The organism is Janthinobacterium sp. SUN176 (assembly GCF_030587335.1).
Lineage (GTDB): Bacteria > Pseudomonadota > Gammaproteobacteria > Burkholderiales > Burkholderiaceae_D > Janthinobacterium > Janthinobacterium kumbetense.
Map to the genome: position 1 here is coordinate 221,701 of NZ_JAPWIA010000005.1, position 19,691 is coordinate 241,391.

17 protein-coding genes are annotated in these 19,691 nt (G+C 56.9%); 12 read left to right on the forward strand and 5 right to left on the reverse strand.

What is annotated here, in order from left to right; translation table 11 throughout:
• Nucleotides 1-8: 8 nt before the first annotated feature.
• The 3 genes from gyrB to dnaA all read right to left on the reverse strand — a co-directional run bounded on the left by gyrB (nt 9) and on the right by dnaA (nt 5,231).
• The gene (gyrB, locus tag O3299_RS25080) at nt 9-2,507 is read right to left on the reverse strand and encodes a DNA topoisomerase (ATP-hydrolyzing) subunit B (RefSeq protein WP_099666165.1); all 2,499 of its coding nucleotides are present in this window, start codon (nt 2,505-2,507) and stop codon (nt 9-11) included.
• 81 nt (nt 2,508-2,588) lie between these two features.
• Nucleotides 2,589-3,695 carry a DNA polymerase III subunit beta gene (dnaN, locus tag O3299_RS25085; protein ID WP_034754341.1) on the reverse strand — a complete coding sequence of 369 codons (1,107 nt, stop codon included), beginning with the start codon at nt 3,693-3,695 and terminating at the stop codon, nt 2,589-2,591.
• 141 nt (nt 3,696-3,836) lie between these two features.
• Nucleotides 3,837-5,231, reverse strand: coding sequence for a chromosomal replication initiator protein DnaA (dnaA, locus tag O3299_RS25090; protein ID WP_034781304.1), 1,395 nt, complete (start codon nt 5,229-5,231; stop codon nt 3,837-3,839).
• Nucleotides 5,232-5,744: 513 nt separating this feature from the next.
• Here dnaA and rpmH point away from each other — a divergent pair.
• The 11 genes from rpmH to O3299_RS25145 all read left to right on the forward strand — a co-directional run bounded on the left by rpmH (nt 5,745) and on the right by O3299_RS25145 (nt 16,920).
• Nucleotides 5,745-5,879 carry a 50S ribosomal protein L34 gene (gene rpmH, locus O3299_RS25095; protein ID WP_010401996.1) on the forward strand — a complete coding sequence of 45 codons (135 nt, stop codon included), beginning with the start codon at nt 5,745-5,747 and terminating at the stop codon, nt 5,877-5,879.
• Between the two features lie 8 nt (nt 5,880-5,887).
• Entirely contained in the window at nt 5,888-6,340 is a 453-nt protein-coding gene (rnpA, locus tag O3299_RS25100; protein WP_305061148.1) for a ribonuclease P protein component, read from the forward strand.
• Nucleotides 6,337-6,597, forward strand: a complete 261-nt coding sequence (gene yidD / locus O3299_RS25105) for a membrane protein insertion efficiency factor YidD (protein WP_010401993.1) — start codon at nt 6,337-6,339, stop codon at nt 6,595-6,597. Before rnpA ends, yidD begins: the two co-directional genes overlap by 4 nt.
• Nucleotides 6,598-6,608: 11 nt before the next feature.
• Nucleotides 6,609-8,339, forward strand: a complete 1,731-nt coding sequence (yidC, locus tag O3299_RS25110) for a membrane protein insertase YidC (RefSeq protein ID WP_077408891.1) — start codon at nt 6,609-6,611, stop codon at nt 8,337-8,339.
• Between the two features lie 183 nt (nt 8,340-8,522).
• Complete coding sequence (gene mnmE / locus O3299_RS25115; RefSeq protein ID WP_305063449.1) at nt 8,523-9,902, forward strand: tRNA uridine-5-carboxymethylaminomethyl(34) synthesis GTPase MnmE; 1,380 nt, start codon at nt 8,523-8,525, stop codon at nt 9,900-9,902.
• Nucleotides 9,903-10,930: 1,028 nt separating this feature from the next.
• Nucleotides 10,931-11,971 (forward strand): site-specific DNA-methyltransferase, encoded by a 1,041-nt coding sequence (locus O3299_RS25120; RefSeq protein WP_305063450.1) that lies wholly within the window; start codon nt 10,931-10,933, stop codon nt 11,969-11,971.
• Nucleotides 11,968-12,423, forward strand: coding sequence for a BglII/BstYI family type II restriction endonuclease (locus O3299_RS25125; protein ID WP_305063451.1), 456 nt, complete (start codon nt 11,968-11,970; stop codon nt 12,421-12,423). The genes O3299_RS25120 and O3299_RS25125 overlap by 4 nt, the downstream gene beginning before the upstream one ends.
• A 3-nt stretch (nt 12,424-12,426) precedes the next feature.
• Entirely contained in the window at nt 12,427-13,746 is a 1,320-nt protein-coding gene (locus O3299_RS25130; protein ID WP_305063452.1) for a hypothetical protein, read from the forward strand.
• Entirely contained in the window at nt 13,733-15,556 is a 1,824-nt protein-coding gene (locus tag O3299_RS25135) for a DEAD/DEAH box helicase (RefSeq protein ID WP_305063453.1), read from the forward strand. The genes O3299_RS25130 and O3299_RS25135 overlap by 14 nt, the downstream gene beginning before the upstream one ends.
• On the forward strand, nt 15,556-16,425 hold the full coding sequence (locus O3299_RS25140; RefSeq protein WP_305063454.1) for a DUF3883 domain-containing protein: 870 nt from the start codon (nt 15,556-15,558) through the stop codon (nt 16,423-16,425). The genes O3299_RS25135 and O3299_RS25140 overlap by 1 nt, the downstream gene beginning before the upstream one ends.
• Nucleotides 16,426-16,614: 189 nt before the next feature.
• Entirely contained in the window at nt 16,615-16,920 is a 306-nt protein-coding gene (locus tag O3299_RS25145; RefSeq protein ID WP_305063455.1) for a hypothetical protein, read from the forward strand.
• A gap of 23 nt (nt 16,921-16,943) precedes the next feature.
• On the opposite strand, the gene O3299_RS25150 is transcribed toward O3299_RS25145, so the two are convergent.
• Nucleotides 16,944-18,641 carry a M1 family metallopeptidase gene (locus tag O3299_RS25150; protein WP_305063456.1) on the reverse strand — a complete coding sequence of 566 codons (1,698 nt, stop codon included), beginning with the start codon at nt 18,639-18,641 and terminating at the stop codon, nt 16,944-16,946.
• 179 nt (nt 18,642-18,820) lie between these two features.
• Between O3299_RS25150 and O3299_RS25155 the strand changes: the two genes are divergently transcribed.
• Nucleotides 18,821-19,021 (forward strand): hypothetical protein, encoded by a 201-nt coding sequence (locus tag O3299_RS25155; protein WP_077408887.1) that lies wholly within the window; start codon nt 18,821-18,823, stop codon nt 19,019-19,021.
• A 14-nt stretch (nt 19,022-19,035) separates the two neighbouring features.
• Here O3299_RS25155 and O3299_RS25160 read toward each other — a convergent pair whose 3' ends face one another.
• Nucleotides 19,036-19,671, reverse strand: coding sequence for an Hpt domain-containing protein (locus O3299_RS25160; protein ID WP_305063457.1), 636 nt, complete (start codon nt 19,669-19,671; stop codon nt 19,036-19,038).
• Nucleotides 19,672-19,691 lie beyond the last annotated feature (20 nt).

A 19,691-nucleotide genomic window follows, 5' to 3' on the forward strand; every position in this document is an offset into this window, starting at 1 on the left:
AAGCTGGCTTACACGTCGATATTGCCCGCGCGCAGCGCGTTGTTTTCGATGAAGGCGCGGCGTGGCTCCACGTCGTCGCCCATCAAGGTCGTGAAGATTTGATCCGCCGCAATGGCGTCTTCGATCTGTACCTTCAACAAGCGGCGCACGGTCGGGTCCATCGTCGTTTCCCACAGTTGATCCGGGTTCATTTCGCCCAGACCTTTGTAGCGCTGTTTCGAGACGGTGCGTTCGGCTTCGTCGCGCAGCCATTGCATGGCCTGGTGGAAATCGACCACGGCGATTTCCTTGATGCGCTCGCCTTCGCCGCGGCGGACAAACGCACCTTCGCCGATCAAGCCTTCGAAGGTGGCGGCGCCGCTGCTCAGCACGGCGTAGTCCGGGCCTTGCACGAAGTCGGCGTCGATGGCCGTCACTTTGACGTTACCGTGGTACATGCGCTCGATGTGCAGCTTGTGTTTTTCCGACAAGTCGTCGGAACGCACATGCACGCGCACGGCGCTGTCGTTGATGGCCGTCTGCAGGGCCAGGGCGGAGGTTTCCGCCAGGTCCAGGGTCGACAGGTCCAGTTGCACGCCGGTCATGATGGCCGTCAGGGCGGCGCGGTCGATGACGCGCGTCAGACGCGTCATGATGGTGTTCGACAGGTTGAACTTGCGCACCAGTTCCGTCAGCGTTTCGCCGGAAATGCCTTCCGCGCCTTCGCGCGGCACCAGCACGGCCGTGTTCAGCGCCACGGTCATCATGTAGCTCGCTTCCTCGGCGTCATCTTTTAGATAGCGCTCGTCGCGGCCCGCCTTCACCTTGTACAGCGGCGGTTGCGCGATGTAGATGTGGCCGCGCTCGACCAGTTGCGGCATCTGGCGGTAGAACAGGGTCAGCAGCAGGGTACGGATGTGGGCGCCGTCGACGTCCGCATCGGTCATGATGATGATGCGGTGGTAGCGCAGTTTCTCGACGTTGAATTCGTCCGGTCCGATCGAGGTGCCGAGCGTGGCGATCAGGGTGGTGATCTGCTCCGACGACAGCATTTTTTCGAAACGGGCTTTTTCCACGTTCAAGACTTTACCGCGCAGCGGCAGGATCGCCTGGAACTTGCGGTCGCGCCCTTGTTTTGCCGAGCCACCTGCCGAGTCACCCTCGACGATGTACAGTTCGCACAGGGCGGGGTCTTTTTCCTGGCAGTCGGCCAGCTTGGCCGACAGGCCCAGGCCGTCCATGATGCCTTTGCGGCGCGTCAAGTCGCGGGCCTTGCGGGCCGCTTCGCGGGCGCGCGCCGCTTCGACGATCTTGCCGCAAATGATCTTGGCGTCGTTAGGTTTTTCTTGCAGGTAATCAGCCAGGGTCTTGGCGACGATCTCTTCAACGGGGCCGCGCACTTCCGACGACACCAGCTTGTCTTTCGTCTGCGACGAGAATTTCGGTTCCGGCACTTTCACGGACAGGACGCAGGTCAAGCCTTCGCGCATGTCGTCGCCGTTGATTTCCACTTTCGCCTTCTTGGCGAACTCGTGTTCATCAATGTATTTGTTGATCACGCGCGTCATCGCCGCGCGCAAGCCCGTCAGGTGGGTGCCGCCGTCGCGTTGCGGGATGTTATTCGTGAAGCACAGCACCTGTTCATTGTAGGCATCGTTCCACTGCATCGACACGTCGACCGAGATGTTCGTGTTCTGGTCGGACATGCGCTCGCCCGTGGCCTGGAAAATGGTCGGGTGCAAGACCGATTTGGCCTTGTTGATGTATTCGACGAAGCCGCGCGTGCCGCCTTCGAAGGCGAACACTTCTTCCTTGCCCGTGCGCTGGTCCGACAACTTGATGTTGACGCCATTGTTCAGGAAGGACAGTTCGCGGATGCGCTTGGCCAGGATTTCGTAGTGGAATTCCACGTGCGTGAAAATCTCTTCGTCGGCCCAGAAATGCACGTCGGTGCCGCGCTTGTCCGTTTCGCCGATGACCTTGATCGGCGAGGTGGCGATGTCGCCCACCATGACGATCTGGCGGTCTTGCGGCACGCCGCGCACGAATTCCATGTGATGCACTTTGCCATCGCGGCGGATGGTCAGTTTCAGCAATTTCGACAGACCATTGACGCAGGACACACCCACGCCATGCAAACCGCCCGATACTTTGTACGAGTTCTGGTCGAACTTGCCGCCCGCGTGCAGTTCGGTCATGACGATTTCCGCCGCCGAACGCTTCGGATCGTGCTTGTCGTCCATTTTCAGGCCGGTCGGCACGCCGCGGCCATTGTCGGTGATCGAGATCGAATTGTCGCTGTGGATGGTGACGTGGATTTCCGTGCAGTGGCCGGCCAGCGATTCATCGATCGAGTTGTCCAGCACTTCGAATACCAGATGGTGCAAGCCGGTGCCGTCCGAGGTGTCGCCAATGTACATGCCCGGGCGTTTGCGTACGGCTTCCAGGCCTTCCAGGATCTGGATGGAGGCGGCGCCGTATTCTTCCGTTTTGGCCTGGATCGGGGTGTCTTGTGGATTCTCGGACATGGACTGCTTTCTCAAATAACGATTGCTGATTGCGGGGCCTGACCCTGTCGGATCAGACCCCAGTTTTGCATTGGGTTACGCTTAAATGCGCATCGGCATGACAACGTACTTGAAGTCCGCGTTGTCAGGGATGGAGATCAGGGCGGACGAGTTCGAGTCGCCCAGCGCGATGTTGACGTATTCGCATTTCAGGTTGTTCAGCACGTCCAGCAGATACGTCACGTTGAAACCGATGTCGACGGAATCGCCGCCGTAGTCGATTTCCAGCTCTTCGACGGCTTCTTCCTGGTCCGCATTGGTCGAGCTGATCTTCATGCTGCCCGGGGTGATGATGCAGCGCACGCCCTTGAACTTGTCGCTGGTCATGATGGCGGCACGTTGCAGCGAGCGCAGCAGTTCATCGCGGCCGATGGTGAAGTCGTTTTTGTAGCCTTTAGGAATCACGCGCGTGTAGTCGGGGAACTTGCCTTCCACCAGCTTCGAGATCAGCTCGATGTCGGCAAAGGTCAGTTTCACCTGGTTGGCGGCGATGTCCAGTTGCACCGGCTCATCGTTCTCTTCCAGCAGGCGCTGCAGTTCGATGATGGTCTTGCGCGGAATAATCACTTCCTGGCGAGCAAACGTCTGCTCGGTAGCCACCTGGCAAAACGCCAGGCGGTGGCCATCGGTGGCCACGGCGATCACATTATTGCCATCCAGAACCAGCAGCAAGCCGTTCAGGTAGTAGCGGATGTCTTGCTGCGCCATCGAGAAATGCACCATGTTGAACAGGTGCTTCAAGGTTTTCTGGGGCAGGGTGACGGACGCGTTGTAGCTTTCCGCTTGTTGCACGGTTGGAAACTCTTCCGCCGCCAGCGTTTGCAGGGCGAAGCGCGACTTGCCCGTTTGCACGGTCAGGCGCTTGTTCAGCAGGGTCATCGTGACGTCGCCCGATTCGGGCAGGGCGCGCAGGATGTCCAGCAGCTTGCGCGCGGCCACGGTGGTGCCGGTGACGTCCGCGCCGGAACCGATTTCCGCGTGCGTGGTGATCTGCACTTCGGTGTCGGTCGACAGGAAGGAGACATTTTCACCGTCTTTGCGGATGAGGATATTGGCCAGAATCGGCATAGTGTGCCGACGCTCGACAATACCGCTCACGATCTGCAGTGGCCGGAGAAGGGTATCTCGGGTGGTTTTGACCAATTGCATATTTATCCTCAATGTATAGGTATGAAGTTTAACGTAGTAATTTAACAATCATTGCAAGGGGAGCCCCGGCAGGCCGGCTGCGGCGCTCTCCCAGATAATAAGGGTAAAGCACGTTTTGAGCCAGCCTTGCCCAAGCGGCGCTTAGCCTTTTAACGTTTGTTCCAGCACATGCAATTCATGGTTGCATTCCGGGTTCTTGGTACGGTCCAGCGCGATCTTGCGCACGGCATGCAGCACCGTGGTGTGGTCGCGGCCGCCGAACAGCTCGCCGATTTCCGGCAGGCTCTTCTGTGTCAATTCCTTGGCCAGGTACATGGCGATCTGGCGCGGCCGGGCGATATTCGCGGGGCGGCGCTTCGAATACATGTCGGCAACCTTGATATTGAAGAAGTCGGCCACCGTTTTCTGGATGTTTTCCACGGAAATCTGGCGATTCTGCACCGACAGCAAGTCCTTTAGCGCTTCCTTGACGATATCGATGGTGATATCTTTGCCATGGAAACGCGAATACGCGAGGATCTTGCGCAGCGCGCCTTCCAGCTCGCGCACGTTCGAACGCAAGTGCTTGGCGACAAAGAACGCCACGTCGTCGGAGAAGGTCACGCCTTCCTGCTTGGCTTTTTTCAACAGAATCGCCACGCGCATTTCCAGTTCCGGCGGTTCGATGGCCACCGTCAGGCCCGAGTCGAAGCGCGAGATCAGGCGGTCGTCCATGCCCGTGATTTCCTTCGGATACGTATCCGAGGTGATGATGATCTGTTTCTTTGCGGCAATTAATGCCTCGAAGGCATAGAAGAACTCTTCCTGCGTGCGGCTCTTGCCGCCAAAGAATTGAATATCATCGATCAGCAGCATGTCGAGCGAGTGATAGTAATGCTTGAAGTCGTCGAAACCCTTGCGCTGGTAAGCGGTCACTACGTCGCGAACGTACTGTTCTGCGTGGATGTAGCGGATCTTCGCGCCCGGATTGTCGGCCATCACCTGGTTGCCGATGGCGTGGATCAAGTGGGTCTTACCCAGGCCGACGCCGCCGTAGAAGAACAGCGGGTTGTACGACACGCCCGGATTGTTCGCCACCTGGATGGCGGCGGCGCGCGCCAATTGGTTGGCCTTACCCGTCACGAAGCTGTCGAAGGTCAGGTCGGTGTTGATGCGGCTCTGCTCGCGGCGCGGCGCGGCGCCGATGCTCAGTTCCGGCACGCTCGGCTGCGGCTCCGCGGCGCGCGCGCTGGGCGCGCCGCCATTCGGATCGCTGGCCGGGGTGCTGGCGGTGACGGGTTTCTTCGGCAAGGCCAGGCGCGGGTCGAGCACGAACTGCACTTCCGTCGGCGCTTCGAAGTACTGAATGGCCAGGGCAGTGATGCGGCTGGCGAACTGGGTCTTGACCCAATCGAGCTTGAAGCGATTGGGCGCAGCAATGCGCAGCTTGCCCTCTTCGTAATCGAGAGGGATAAGCGGTTTGATCCACGCACTGAATTGTTGCGGTGTCAGCTCCAGTTCCAACTGCGCGGAACAGGCCTGCCAGAAATTATCCATGTATGTCTATGTGAAAAGGTGTGGGAGGGCGTATCGATTCTGCCCTGCGTTCACCGTGTTGCAAGGCCGGCGTCGCGCGAGGGCTCGCCACACGTAACGCGCTATTCTACTCCCGACTGCGAAAGTTATCCACAGGCACGGCTGTTATTTTTGTGTGGCGGGGTGGGGCGCCGTGTGCATAAGAGGCGACTTATCCCCCGGTTATCCCGTCACAGGCAGTGCTGGCGCGGCCTGTGGCGGGGCCTTGCCGGCAGATGGGGGGCGGCGCGCAAATTTCTGGGTGATCACGGCAATCCTTGACAAGAGGGGGGCATATGCTGAATAATTCAGGGTTCCCCGCCCGTATTCCGTGTTTATTCATTTGGAACGACAATATGGACTAAGCGTGGATTAAGCGGGCGATGAGATTGGCCAGCTTGTGCCTTGGCATAAGTGCGCGATTGTCATTGGCACCAAAAACTGACGGGACGTCAGACCCGATTTTGCATTTTTTTTGTTTTTAGCGAGACCAACATGAAACGTACTTACCAACCTTCCGTCGTTCGCCGCAAGCGTACGCACGGCTTCCGCGCTCGTATGGCTACCCGTGGTGGCCGTGATGTGCTCAACGCACGTCGCGCAAAGGGCCGCAAACGTCTGGCCGTCTAGGCTTGTCGTTGACAGCTGATCGCGTGGCTAGCTGTACTCCAGTCGGCAATCAACGCGAAGGTTCACACGACTTCGCGCGCGTTCGGCGTATCGTTAAAACGGATGAATTTTCATCCGTTTTTCGTTTGCGCCCTTCGCAAAAAACAGCGCATTTTGTGCTGTACACCCGACACAATCAATTGCCGCATGCGCGGCTGGGCGTCGTTGTGGCCAAGCGTTTCGCGCCGCGCGCGGCGACCCGCAACACGATCAAGCGCGTCACGCGTGAGCTGTTTCGCAACAGCGCGATGCCGCCGGTCGACTGCGTGGTGCGTTTGTCGCGCGCCGTCAACAGCAAGGATGGTCCGGCCACCACGACCCAGCTCAAAGCCGAGCTGCGCGAGGAATTGAGCCGCCTGTTCGCGGCGCAAATCGCCGCCCAGGCCCGTTCTGTTGCTGCGCCACCACCATCCGCGCCATGAAAACCCTGCTGCTGTTCCTGCTGCGCGCTTATCAGTTGCTGATCAGCCCCATGCTGGGACAGAATTGCCGTTTCTATCCGAGCTGTTCGCATTACGCGATGGAAGCGCTGCGCGTGCACGGTACTGCCAAGGGCAGCCTGCTGGCTGCCAAGCGCCTGTGCCGTTGCCACCCCTGGAATGAAGGGGGCGTCGACCCGGTGCCGCCGGCCGATTGCAAACAATCTTCAACGACCGCTTGCGGTTGCAACCACTCCTGACAAATACCCTAATGGATATCAATAAACGTACCATCCTGTGGATCGTGTTTTCCGTCTCGCTGGTAATTCTCTGGAACGAATGGATGATCTCGAACGGCAAGCCGTCGATGTTCTCCGCGAACACGGAACAAACCGCCAAGGCGCCTGCGACCCCTGCCAAGACGGCTGCCTTGCCAGCCGCGGCAGGCGTGCCTGCCCTGCCGGGTGACGCTGTCGATCCCGCCGCGTTCAAGCGCGAAGTGATTACCATCACCACCGACGTCATCAAGGTCGATATCGACACCCTGGGCGGCCAGGTCAAGCGTCTGGAATTGCTGAAATTCAAGGGCGCGGGTAATCCTGGCTGGTTTGGCGGCTGCTTCGGCCTGTTCAAGGTATGCCAGCCGGACGACGGCAAGCAAAACGAAGTGCTGTTCGACGAAGGCGCGAACCACACCTACCTGGCGCAATCGGGCCTGGTCGGCGGTCCCTTCCCTACCCATGCGAGCGGTTTCACCGTGCAGCCTGGCGTGCGTACCCTGGCCGATGGCAAGCAAATTCAACTGGTAATGGAAGCGGTCGAAGGCGGCGTCAAGCTGACCAAGACGTTTACCTTCAAGCGCGGCGATTACGTCATCGACGTGCGCCATGACGTGTCCAACGTGGGCGCGGCCCCTGTCACGCCGCAGTTGTATCTGCAACTGACGCATGACGGCAACAAGCCGGTCGGCGACTCCTTCTTCAACAGCAGCTTCACGGGCCCGACCCTGTACACGCCGCAAGACAAGTACCAGAAGCTGACGTTCGAGAAAATCGAAAAAGCAGCCTTGGAAGACGAGAAGAAGGGCAACGACAACGCCATGAAGGGCCTGCACCCGGCGACGGCGAATGGCGGCTGGTTTGCGATTTCGCAACACTTCTTCGTGTCCGCTTTCGTTCCGCCTGAGAACGCCAAGCGCGACATCTTCACGAAGAAGGTCGGCCCCAATCTGTACGCCATCGGCAACGTGCTGCCCCTGCCTACCCTGGCGCCAGGCGCTTCGGCCAGCATGGACAGCAAGCTGTACTCGGGTCCGCAAATCGCGCACCTGCTGGAAAACGTCTCGCCTGGCCTGGAACTGGTCAAGGATTATGGCTGGCTGACCATCATCGCCAAGCCGATGTTCTGGGTCATGGAACAGATCCACAGCGTGCTGGGCAACTGGGGCTGGACCATCATCGCCTTCACGATCCTGATCAAGCTGCTGTTCTTCCCGCTGTCGGCCGCCGGCTACCGCAGCATGGCCAAGATGAAACTGGTCACGCCGAAGATGCAAGCGATCCGCGAACGCTTCAAGGGCGATCCGCAAAAGATGAACCAGGCCACGATGGAGCTGTACAAGACGGAAAAGATCAATCCGCTGGGCGGCTGCCTGCCGATCCTGATCCAGATGCCCGTCTTTATCGCCCTGTACTGGGTCTTGAACGCGTCCGTGGAAATCCGCGGCGCGCCATGGATCGGCTGGATCACCGACCTGGCCCAGCATGACCCATGGTGCATCTTGCCCGTGCTGTACGCGATCTCGATGTTCATCACGACCAAGCTGAACCCGGCCCCGGCCGATCCGATGCAAGCGAAGATGATGCTGTTCATGCCATTGGCATTCTCGGTGATGTTCTTCTTCTTCCCGTCGGGCTTGGTACTCTACTGGGTCGTCAACAACGTCCTGTCGATCGGCCAGCAATGGGTGATCACCAAGAAATACGCGCCTGCCGTCAAGTAAGTCCGGCCAGCGAACAGAAAGCCCGCCTCGCGCGGGCTTTTTTTTGACATCCTACCCAGTGGCTACGATGTCAAAAAAAGTGGGTTTTGCCGGTTTTCCACTGACCCCCTTCATGTGCACCCGGTTTGTCGCTGAAAATATCGCGGCTCCTGCAGCCTTCCCCGAATAATCTACAATATCCCCATGAAACTCGACTCTTCCCCTATCGCCGCCATCGCCACCGCTCCCGGGCGCGGCGGCATCGGCGTGGTACGCGCCTCCGGCAAAAACCTCGCTCCGTTAATGACGGCCCTGTTCGGCGCGCAGGCGCTGAAACCGCGCCACGCCACCTATTTGCCATTCACGGAAAGCGACGGCGCCATCATCGACCAAGGCATCGCCATCCATTTCAAGGGCCCGCATTCGTACACGGGCGAAGACGTGCTGGAATTGCAGGGTCACGGCGGCCCCGTGGTGCTGCAGTTGCTGCTGGCGCGCGTGCTGGAAGCGGGTAAGGACAGCGGCTTGCGCCTGGCCGAGCCGGGCGAATTCACGCGCCGCGCGTTTTTGAATGACAAGCTTGATCTGGCGCAAGCCGAAGCCGTGGCCGACCTGATCGATGCCTCCACGGAAGCTGCCGCCAAATCCGCTTCGCAATCGCTGTCGGGCGCGTTTTCGAACACCATCCACGCGCTGGTCGAACAGGTGACGGGACTGCGCATGCTGGTCGAGGCGACCTTGGACTTCCCGGAAGAGGAAATCGACTTCCTGGAAAAATCGAATGCGCGCGGCCAATTGAAAGCCGTCATCGCAGCGTTGCATAAAGTGTTTGCGCAGGCGGCGCAGGGCGCGCTGCTGCGCGAAGGCCTCAATGTCGTGCTGGCGGGCCAGCCGAACGTGGGCAAATCATCGTTGCTGAACGCGCTGGCGGGCGCCGACGTGGCGATCGTCACGCCGATCGCCGGCACCACGCGCGACAAGGTCAGCGAAACCATCCAGATCGAAGGCATTCCGCTCAACATCATCGACACGGCCGGCATCCGCAGCGCGGGCGACACCATCGACGCCGTCGAGCGCATCGGCATCGAACGCACCTGGGGCGAGATCGGCAAGGCCGATGTGATCCTGCACCTGCTCGATGCCGACCACGGCCCGACCCTGGCCGATGAAACCATCGTCGCCGCCTTCCCGGAAGGCGTGCCGGTGGTGCGCGTGTGGAACAAGATCGACCTGTCGGGCCACAAGCCCAGCGTCGACAGCCTGCCCGACGCCACCCACGTGTATCTGTCCGCGCACGAGCACATCGGCATCGACTTGCTGCGTGCCGAGCTGCTGCGCATCGCCGGCTGGCAGCAGACGGGAGAATCGCTGTACCTGGCGCGCGAACGCCATTTGATCGCGCTCAAATCGGCCGGCAAGCACCTGGACATCGCCGCCGAACACGCGGCGCAGGACGACCAGTCGCTGGACCTGTTTGCGGAAGAACTGCGCCTGGCGCAGGTGCAGCTGTCGAGCATCACGGGCGAGTTTTCGCCTGACGATCTGCTGGGCGTGATCTTCAGCCGTTTCTGCATAGGGAAATAGTTGAGATTATTGTCTTCGGAAAGACTGTGTAGATCAGTTTGAGCGTTACATGTGAAATGTACAGGCGTCTCGAATATTTTCCAGTTGATACTAGTCTTCTTTACCAAGATATCAATGGTTGGTTTGTGGGCTGTATGCCAAGAGTCCCCCATGGCTTCGCACCGACCTAAACCATTTGGCCTATGTAATGGGTTATTTGATGGTGATTGTAAGATTGATTGGTGCCGCTTTGGCCGTTTTACGGGCAGACTGAAGCGCTGGACTGAGCTTAATGGGTATTCTTGTTTAGGACAGGTTTGGTTTTCCTAAGCCGACCCGATCAAAGTCTCGTCACCACCGCTCCCTCGAAGCGCCCAGCGAAAGCATCGAAGGCCACCTAGGATCGCTCCGGTTAAGTCGCCACCAGGGCGAGACTCCGTCGGTCTCAAGGTTGTGATGTATGGCTATATTTCTTTTCAAGCCAACTGGGAGGGTGCGAAGGATGAGTAGTCGGTTCCCTCATGTTAGAACCCGGGGCGCAGCATTTCATGGTTATCAAGGGAGGCGAATTGTTCATATGACGGCATAAAAAGCGGAATGTCGCGCTTAATGAGCGGTAGCAAGGCAGGCGCAGCGAGCTGCGAGTAGAATGGTTGTGGCCTGCACCATGCAGAGCCGCAATGGCGCCTTACCTTACTGTAACCTGACTACGGCCGGCTCTCAGACGCTTGTAGGCGACCGGGAAACCTCGAAACATTAAACGGCACCGTCCAGTTGAACTCGCGCTAAAATAACGTAATTGCACAGGCAAGCTGGGGCAAATCAATCACTTTGACGAAACAAAGCGGACACGCTGAGTCTACACGTCGCTCCGTCGTTCAATAGTGTATCGAAAGCTGTAGCTGATGCCGATAACAGAAGCATGATGAACATGTAGGAAGTTTTCCTGGTGGGCTACTGCCAAAGTCATGGGATATCAAATATAGAGGGAGTTGATGTTGCGACTACGAAAACTGGAAAGAGAATGGCAAATGCCAAAGATAAGGCGCATGACGGAATTCGAGATAGGGGTGTCGAAGAGCGCGCTCCAATATTACAAAATGGACTCATGTCCGGCCGCATCTACCGAAGAGGCGGTGTCGCCGCGCGCTGCTGCGGTCCTTTTAAAGCCAGGCAAGAAGAACGACTCAGTAGCGCCAAGCGGTATCATGAGGCTGGATTATGCATTGTGGCAGGGTGATGTTGAGAAATTCTTGAAGGGTTTACCTAAGGAACCATTGTTTGACCTCATTGTTACATCTCCTCCTTACAATATTGGTAAGGAGTACGAGACACGTACGGGCCTAGAAAAATATCTTGAATGGCAAGAGGGAATTATCAATGAATTGATTCCTCGCTTGAAACCAGGCGGCAGTATTTGTTGGCAAGTAGGCAATTATGTCGATGATAATGAGATATTTCCGCTAGATATCGAGTTTGCACCGATCTTCAAAAAGCACAAGTTGCGGCTGCGTAACCGCATCATTTGGCAGTTTGGTCATGGGCTACATAATCAGCGGCGTTTTTCTGGGCGATATGAAGTGGTGCTTTGGTACACTCATTCCGATACAAAGAAGGATACCTACACCTTCAATTTAGACCCCGTGCGGATTGCGGCAAAATATCCTGGGAAAAAACATTTTAAGGGGCCCAATGCCGGTCAATTGTCAGGAAATCCACTTGGGAAGAATCCCGAGGACGTGTGGGACATTCCGAACGTAAAGAGCAATCATGTGGAGAAGACTGAACATCCTTGCCAATTTCCGGTCGGATTGATTGAGCGCCTGGTCTTGGCGCTGACTAATCCTGGCGACCTAGTGTTTGATCCGTTTTCGGGGGTCGCTTCATCGGGCGTTGCTGCTGCGCTACATGGGCGCAGATTCTGGGGATGTGAGCCTGTGGTCGAGTATGCCAAAACCGGAAAACAGCGTATCCAAGAAGCGCTTGATGGCACAGCTCGATATAGGCCGCATGATAAGCCATTGTATGATCATAAACAAAGCAATCTGTCGAAGGCGCCAGAAGGTTTCAAATTTGAGGACTCGGAATGAAGCATGCCATACATAGTCATTGTGGTGGTGATAAAATCCTCCCTACGGTACTCCAGAAAGAAATCGGTGCGGCCATTACAGCTATAACGGTCAAACCAGCTGTTGGCGCTGCTGCTAAAATGAGAGATTCATTCTTGGAAAGTCTCAAAGGTTCTGGATGGTCCAGCGAAGTTTCCGTATCACGTGATTCTGATATGACCATTACCTCCTTAAAAAACGGAGTGGGTCTTTGCCTTCAAACCGGTAACATGGCACGTATCTACGCCGACTTGATGAAGTTGCAGGCAATGTATTTAGATAATTCCATTAAATCAGCAGTAATCGTCTTGCCTTCACATCCAATAGCAAAGCTTCTGGGTAGTAATATCGCTCAGGCAAAGCGTCTTGAGCGTGAGCTTGAGATATTCAAGAAGGCTTACCACGTCCCAACACTTGTTTTCGCCCTGGAATAAAAAATGACAGATATCACTTCCAGTACTATCCCGGCCACGTTCAGATTCGGCTGGCCCAAGCCAGCTCGGATTGAGGAGTTTAAGAAGCTGTTGGCATTGCCAGCTAGGGCAACGTTTCGAATCGTTTTCCAAGGAAAAACGATGGATATACCAATTATTCGCGTCTCGATTGACCTGCCGAAATATCGAATGGCAAATGGACGGACGACTTCACTGCAAGCTGAATATCTCGCACGCAATCCCGATGCTAAGCCTGACTTGTTTTCGGGGGACGCCGAGCTATGGGATTCTCAAGAAGTTCAGCACTCGCTGCTCTTGCAGGTTGCGAAACAATCGGATTTGCGGAAGTATTTTGAGGATACATCTAATAAACAGGTTGAACCGATTCTTTTAGATGAAAATGGGTTCGCGGTGAATGGGAATCGTCGTCTTTCCACTTGGCGCGACTTGTGCCATACCGATAGTGTTAAATATCAACATTTCCTATATATCGACATCGCAGTTTTACCTCACTGCGACGAAAAAGAGATCGACCGGCTTGAGGCTGCTCTGCAGATTGAAAAAGACATTAAAGCCGATTACTCGTGGGATGCCGAGGCAAACATGATGATTGCCAAGCAAAAACGTGATGGCTTTTCAAATAAGGAACTCGCGGACCTTTATCGAATGAAGGAAAACGAAGTTCAAGTTCTCATGGATATGCGTGCGTATGCTGATGAATATCTCCGGAGTCGCGGAAAATCTAATCTCTGGTCACAGGTTTCTTATCACGAAGAAGCCTTTAAGAAAATTGTTTCCTCTCGTCCGCGCATTTCAGGAATAGGAAGCCAGGAAGTCTTCAAGCAAGCGGCCTTTGCTTTGATTGATAATCCTGACGAGGCAGGTGGACGGCTTTATGATACGATTCCAGCAATCGTTGAAAGCCTAGATCAAATTAAAGAAAAACTGCAAGCCGAGTTCGAAGTAAAGATCGAACCCACTGCCGCTTCTCTGGATGATATGTTTGGTGGTGCATTGCCAGTTGCGGGTGAATCCTTACTGGATATACCGTTGGCGAAAGAAATTCAAAAACCTGAAAGCGCTGAAAAAGCACGGCGAATTATCGTTGAAGTAATCGAGAGCCAGCGACAGCTCAAGAAAGATTCGAAGAGTGCAGGCTATTTGCTGGATTGCTGTGCGAAAGCCCAATCGGCCCTGACAGCAGCAGTGAAGGACGGATTGCGCCCTGAGTCAAGGCTTTCAGGAGTCGCCAAACAGCTTGATCAGATTCAATCGCAAGTCGAGAAAATTCGCACCTACTTGGCCGAGCATGCTGAACATTGACTACCGGGAATCAGATCGCCGTGCGGTACTTGCATGGGGAGTAGATGATGCCAGCGCCGTATGGCTCGACGTACTTCGTCGTTTGCTATTCGATCACACTGACGATGCTACGCAGGAGGATGGCTATCGGATTTCGCTACCATGGTGGAGCTTCGTTGCCTTGCGTAATCAGCTTTTGGAGATTTTCAAAGGCTACGATCTCACTCCGGGAGAAAGTCTCGCCATCAGCTTATCCGCGGCTGAAATGCTGCGACAATCTAAGCGATCCGCAGATGGATATACACTTGCGACAACCGCGCACACGATTCCCGAGGCCGATCTTCGCGCTAGACTGAGCGAACTTGGGTTCGCTCGAAGTCTATCCCCGGAGCAAGCTCGTAACGTGAGTAAGATCGCTGCACTGCCTGCTGCGGCTACTTTCTCCGTGCCAGGCGCGGGTAAAACGACGGAAGCCCTTGCGACCTTCTTTTATCGTGCACGTGACGACGAGCGCTTGCTTGTAGTTGCACCGAAGAATGCATTTGCAGCTTGGGATGAGCAGATTGCAGACTGTATGCCGGACTTGCACGCAGAGTTCGCGCGGCTACGAAGCGGGAAAGATAAGATTGCCAAGATATTGGACAACGACCCACGTTTTATGCTGATCACATATCAGCAGCTAGCCCGGGTGCCTGATCTGCTGGCAGCGCATTGCGCGCGATATAAAGTGCATGTTTATCTTGATGAGAGCCATCGCATCAAGAGTGGTATCGCCAAGCAAACAGCACGCGCTGCGCTTGCACTGTCCTGCCTCCCTGTTGGTAAATTGATTATGTCCGGTACACCGATGCCGCAATCAGTCGATGACTTGATCCCGCAATTTGCGTTTCTCTATCCAGAGATAGCGGCGAATACAGACAACGTCGTCGATCTGATTCGCCCGGTCTATGTGCGAACTAACAAAACAGAACTCGGACTACCTCCAGTAACACGTGTCATCGCGAAACTTCCCATGGCGCCTATGCAACATGAGCTTTATAAGCTTATGAAATTTGAAGTGGCGCGCGAAGCCGCTAGCGCCCTGAGCATTCGCAATAAGCAGGCATTTCGGTCACTCGGGAGATCCGTAGCCCGGCTCTTGCAGTTTGTCTCAAATCCGTCTCTGCTTTCTACAGAGCTAGCTTTCGCTCATCCTGATTTGCTGGCAGCAGCGCTCGCAGAAGGGGATGGGCCGAAGCTCAAATACGTTTTAAGGAAAGTCAGGCAGCTTGCACGAGAAGGTCAGAAAGTCTTGATATGGTCATCGTTTGTTCGCAACGTTGAATATATCGCAGAACGTTTAGCTGACCTTGGTGCTGTTTATATCCATGGCGGTGTTGATGCTGGAGATGAGGACGATGACGAGACGCGAGAAGGAAAGATTAAGCTATTTCATGATGACGCAAACGTGCGTGTGATGGTCGCAAACCCCGCTGCTGCAAGCGAAGGTGTAAGCCTGCACCGGATTTGTCATCATGCCATTTACCTTGACCGAACCTTTAACGCTGCACACTATCTTCAATCGGAAGACCGTATTCACCGTTTCGGATTACCTGCTGATCAAGCGACAACAATTGAAATTGTGGAGTGTATCGACAGCGTAGACGAGACTGTGCGGGAACGGCTGAGCTTTAAAATCGGAAAAATGGCTGAAGCATTGGACGATTCGTCGCTTAAGCCAGACCCGATACCGATAGACCCCAATGACATTGAGGACTTCGAGGAATTCAGTACTGGTCTTCTGCCCGACGATGTTCAAGCATTGCTTAGAGATTTGTCAAAGGAGGGGTGATGCTTGCCTTTTCTCCAGGCCTAGCGCAAGGGTGTTTTGAATTGCTGGAAATTGTTTCCCGTAGTTCGCTGACTTTTCCCCAAATACATGCATCATTCGCATACTTCGGTAGTTTGCCAACTGCAAAAATAGTTGCTACCGCGCAAGTGATTGGCTGGCTTCGCGCGAACGACGAAGGCATCGCATCAATTTCACCATCAGGAGCGAGACTAATTAGCCTCGTAGGATATCAGCCCATGTTACGTCAGGCCCTGCTTGACTACATCGACACGGAGCGGCCACCTTGGGTCCAAAACGCAACCTATGGACGATCCCGCGTGATCAGATTTGCTGGTCGAGAGTTAGCACAAGTCTTTGTAGAGGCAGGGCTGGCCAGTAGTACTGATGATGAAATCGTGGCATTTTGGGATTCGATGGCTGCTTTAGCGCGAGGTCAGAAAAATGGACGTTTATTAGAGATTGGACGGCTGGGCGAACGACTCTCCATCGCCCATGAGTTGGCGCGCACCGGACGCCCTCCGAAGTGGATTGCAATCGATAATAACGAAGACGGCTATGATGTTCTTTCCGTGGTCGATTCCGAGGATCTACGTCCTCTTTCGATAGAGGTTAAGACATCGACGTTGGGAATTGCTGGTTCAATGCACTTAACGCGCAATGAGTGGGGGCGCGCCCAGGAGGTCGAGAATCATCTATTTCACGTGTGGTCTATGAAATTGAATGAGCCTGCCCTTGCAATCTTGACTCCAGAAGTGCTGCAAGGACACATCCCATTGAATGCTGGCCAGGGTTCTTGGGAAATGGTAGAGGTGCCACTAGAAGCGTTTCGTGATCGGTTCCTCCAGTATAATTTGCTTAAGTCTGAATAGTTTTACGCAAAATGCGCGCGGCCTCATCCGACGTAGAAAACGATTGGCATTCCAATGCATCTACTGCCTTGATGGTTGCTTTTCTTTTTTGTACGCGAGTTGGCACACGCAGTTACCTGATTGCTTTGAAGCCTCAGTGTCTGCTGGGGCTAGGCACTCCTACTAATGTCCTGTAAAGAAGGGAAATGCATGGCAAGGGTAATCCTGATAATGGCCTGGCTGTGCTGCCTGCCCTTGCTGGCTCAGGCAGAGGAAAAGCTGCCGCGCGACGTGGTGCAGTTCATTGATCATGCGCAAATGTGCGAACACTTTGCCGGCGAGTGGGATGACAACGACAAGGCGCGCCAGCGCGAGATCACGCAAGCCGTGGCCGCTTTTTGCGGCCAGGCGCAGCGGCAGTGGAAGCGGCTGTCCGCCAAGTATGCGGGACAGCCGAAGCTGGAAAAAGTCATTGCCGATAATGCCAATGACGCGGTGCGCAGTTTCCGGAAATAGCGGCTGCCCTGGCTTGCGGCGGCTCAGCTCTTCTTGCGCTTGGCCTGCTCTTCCCTGAATGTCTGGAAGGTCTCGATATGCTCGGCCCGCCGCAGCACGCGCGAGTGCGGGTCGAGCGTGTACGTGGCGCCAGCCGGCAGGGGCAGTTCGCCAAAGCCCAGTGCCATGGAAACGGTATGGATTTCCTTGCCGATACGCACTTCCACCGGCATCAGGAAGGCGAGGTCGGCAGGCGTCTTCCACAGCAGGCGCAGGGTGTCGCCGTCCCGCACGGCGGACAGCTCCGGCAGCGCGGCCTGGTACAGATAGGTCTGGAAGAACCAGTCGTAATTGCTGCCCGTGACTTTGTCGACGATGGCCATGAATTCCTGCGTGCTGCCATAGCGGGGCTGGAACTGGCCCGGCTGCGGCTGTTCCGTGCCGTAGACGAGCAGGCGCACGGCGCGGAAGAAGGCGTCGTCGCCGATCAGGCCGCGCAAGGTGTGCAGCACCAGCGCCCCTTTCACATAAATGTCGCCGCCCGGTCCGCCCTTTTTCAGGTCGTAGACCTCTTCCTCGCTTTTCGGCTTGCCCGAGACCATGGGCGCCTTGTTGACGATGCCGGCGCGCATTTGCTGCAACGCAGCAAAATATTCCTGCTCCCCCCGCAGATATTGCATGTACAGCGGTTGCATGTACGTGCCGAAACCTTCGTGCAGCCACATATCGTCCCAGTTGCTGTTGGTGAGCTGGTTGCCGAACCATTCGTGCGCAAATTCATGCTGCAGCAGTTCGTCGTAGCCATAGCTGGTCTTGGCGAATTTGTTGCCATAGGCATTGATGGTCTGGTGCTCCATGCCCTTGTGCGGCGTTTCGGCGATGCCGACCTTTTCATCGCCAAACGGGTAGGGGCCGATGACGCTTTCAAAAAAATCTAGCATGGGCGGCAATTCCGCGAACAGGGCGCCCGCCTTGGCTTCGCTTTCCGGCAGATACCAGAATTGCAGGGGGATGCGGTTGCCGTAGCGGCTGGCATACTCGCCCTGCAGGCTGCGGTAGGGCGCCACGTTGAGGGCGATGCCATAGGTGCTCGGGTGCTTGGCGCGCCAGTGCCAGGTGCGCCAGCCGTCGGCCTCATCCATGCCAAGCGCGACGCCGTTGCCGGCCGCCACCAGCGGCGCCGGCACCTGGATGTGCTGGTCGATCAGCTGGGCCTTGCCCATCGGGTGGTCGATGCAGGGCCAGAACAGGTCGCAGCCTTCGCCTTGCACGGCGCTGGCGATCCACGGCGCGCCATCTGCCGTGCTCGACCACACCATGCCGCCATCCCACGGCGCCTTCACGGCGACGTGCGGCACGCCGTGGTAGACGACGCGGATGGTGGTGCGCGCGCCGGCCGCGAGGGGGGCCGGCAAGGTCATGCTCAGGCGTCCGTCCGGATTGGCGTAGTCTTGCGGCCGCAGCGCCTTGCCGTCGATTTCGATGGCATCGACGGGCAGGTTGCGGTCCAGGTCCAGCGCGAAGCGCGAGATCGGCTGCGTCGCCAGGAAGGTCAGGCGCGCGTCGCCGGCGATGCTGCGGCTGGCCGGGTCGATGCGCAAGGTCAGGTCGGCGTGTTCGAACACCACCGCCAATTGTTCCGGCGTGCGTTCGGCGCCCGAATTGAGGGTGTAGGCGGTGGGCGTGCGCGTGGCGCAGGCGCTGAGCAGCAAGCAGGAGAGCAGCAGAGGGATGGGTTTCATGGCAGGCGCGCAAGTGAACGGAACACCGATTGTAGTGTGAAGTGACAACGTTGTCGTTTGGAAATTTCAAGGCGCCGATGGGGCAAGCGTGGCCGCCGTTGAGAAATGTCATGGGCTTCAAACTGCGCTGACGTAATCTTGCTGAGCGGCCTTGAAGTGCCGCTAGGAAAGGAAGCGCCATGGACAGCAAACAGCCGGATGTCGTGGAATGCGGGGATGAGGTCGTGGCGCGACGATTGCCCGCCATGCCGGAATTGATCGCCACCTTGCCGCCGAAAGGCGCGTGCTGGTACTGCGACAAGCCGCTCGACGCCGTGCGCCGCTTTTGCGGCAAGAGCTGTGGCATGGCTTACGCGGAAGAGGCGCAATACCACCCTTGAGGGGGGGGGGGCGGCTAGCGGCGCCGCAGCAGCGCCGCCAGCGCGCCGTCGTAGTCGAACTCATGCGCGGCAGCCGCCACTTCCTGGTAGACGTGCACGCCCAGGCTGGCCGCCAGCAGGCTGGCCGAGTTTTCCAGGATGTCGATGGCCGCGCCGTCGCCTTCGCGCAGGTGGCTGGCCAGGCGCGCCAGCAGCAGCTGGATGGCGGGCGCGGCCGGATCGGGCGCCACGTCCTGCGCTGCCGTATGGGTGGCCTCCGGCATGCCCAGCATGCTGCTGACCGCGCCCAGCAATTGATCTTGCGCCAGTTCCAGCTGCAGCATCTGGCGGGCCAGGTCGGGCGCCTGCGCGCGCAGTGCCGATTCCAGCGTTTCTGCCAGGCCGTGCACGTGGTGCGCGCCGATCATGCCGGCGGCGCCCTTCAGCGTATGCGCCTTCAGGCGCGCGGAAGCATAGTTGCCCGTGTCGAATTCGGCGCGGATCTGGCACGGCGTGGTGCCGTGGTCATGCAGGAAGCGGCGCAGGATTTTCAGGTACAGGATGCGGTCGCCCATGATGCGGCCCAGTCCGTTCTCGACATCGAGAATCCGGACCATGTCGGATGCCGCGAGGGCGGCATCATCATCGCAAGTGGCGTGTGGTTTCATCATGCCTGGTGTGCAGAGGGCCC

What these genes read in the sequence shown, in the direction of transcription:
- dnaN (WP_034754341.1), bottom strand. Translation starts at nt 3,695, where the DNA reads ATGCAATTGGTCAAAACCACCCGAGATACCCTTCTCCGGCCACTGCAG.
- O3299_RS25160 (WP_305063457.1), bottom strand. Translation starts at nt 19,671, where the DNA reads ATGATGAAACCACACGCCACTTGCGATGATGATGCCGCCCTCGCGGCA.
- gyrB (WP_099666165.1), bottom strand. Translation starts at nt 2,507, where the DNA reads ATGTCCGAGAATCCACAAGACACCCCGATCCAGGCCAAAACGGAAGAA.
- yidD (WP_010401993.1), top strand. Translation starts at nt 6,337, where the DNA reads ATGAAAACCCTGCTGCTGTTCCTGCTGCGCGCTTATCAGTTGCTGATC.
- O3299_RS25145 (WP_305063455.1), top strand. Translation starts at nt 16,615, where the DNA reads ATGGCAAGGGTAATCCTGATAATGGCCTGGCTGTGCTGCCTGCCCTTG.
- O3299_RS25130 (WP_305063452.1), top strand. Translation starts at nt 12,427, where the DNA reads ATGACAGATATCACTTCCAGTACTATCCCGGCCACGTTCAGATTCGGC.
- mnmE (WP_305063449.1), top strand. Translation starts at nt 8,523, where the DNA reads ATGAAACTCGACTCTTCCCCTATCGCCGCCATCGCCACCGCTCCCGGG.
- O3299_RS25120 (WP_305063450.1), top strand. Translation starts at nt 10,931, where the DNA reads ATGACGGAATTCGAGATAGGGGTGTCGAAGAGCGCGCTCCAATATTAC.
- O3299_RS25155 (WP_077408887.1), top strand. Translation starts at nt 18,821, where the DNA reads ATGGACAGCAAACAGCCGGATGTCGTGGAATGCGGGGATGAGGTCGTG.
- rpmH (WP_010401996.1), top strand. Translation starts at nt 5,745, where the DNA reads ATGAAACGTACTTACCAACCTTCCGTCGTTCGCCGCAAGCGTACGCAC.
- dnaA (WP_034781304.1), bottom strand. Translation starts at nt 5,231, where the DNA reads ATGGATAATTTCTGGCAGGCCTGTTCCGCGCAGTTGGAACTGGAGCTG.
- O3299_RS25125 (WP_305063451.1), top strand. Translation starts at nt 11,968, where the DNA reads ATGAAGCATGCCATACATAGTCATTGTGGTGGTGATAAAATCCTCCCT.
- yidC (WP_077408891.1), top strand. Translation starts at nt 6,609, where the DNA reads ATGGATATCAATAAACGTACCATCCTGTGGATCGTGTTTTCCGTCTCG.
- O3299_RS25135 (WP_305063453.1), top strand. Translation starts at nt 13,733, where the DNA reads ATGCTGAACATTGACTACCGGGAATCAGATCGCCGTGCGGTACTTGCA.
- O3299_RS25150 (WP_305063456.1), bottom strand. Translation starts at nt 18,641, where the DNA reads ATGAAACCCATCCCTCTGCTGCTCTCCTGCTTGCTGCTCAGCGCCTGC.
- O3299_RS25140 (WP_305063454.1), top strand. Translation starts at nt 15,556, where the DNA reads ATGCTTGCCTTTTCTCCAGGCCTAGCGCAAGGGTGTTTTGAATTGCTG.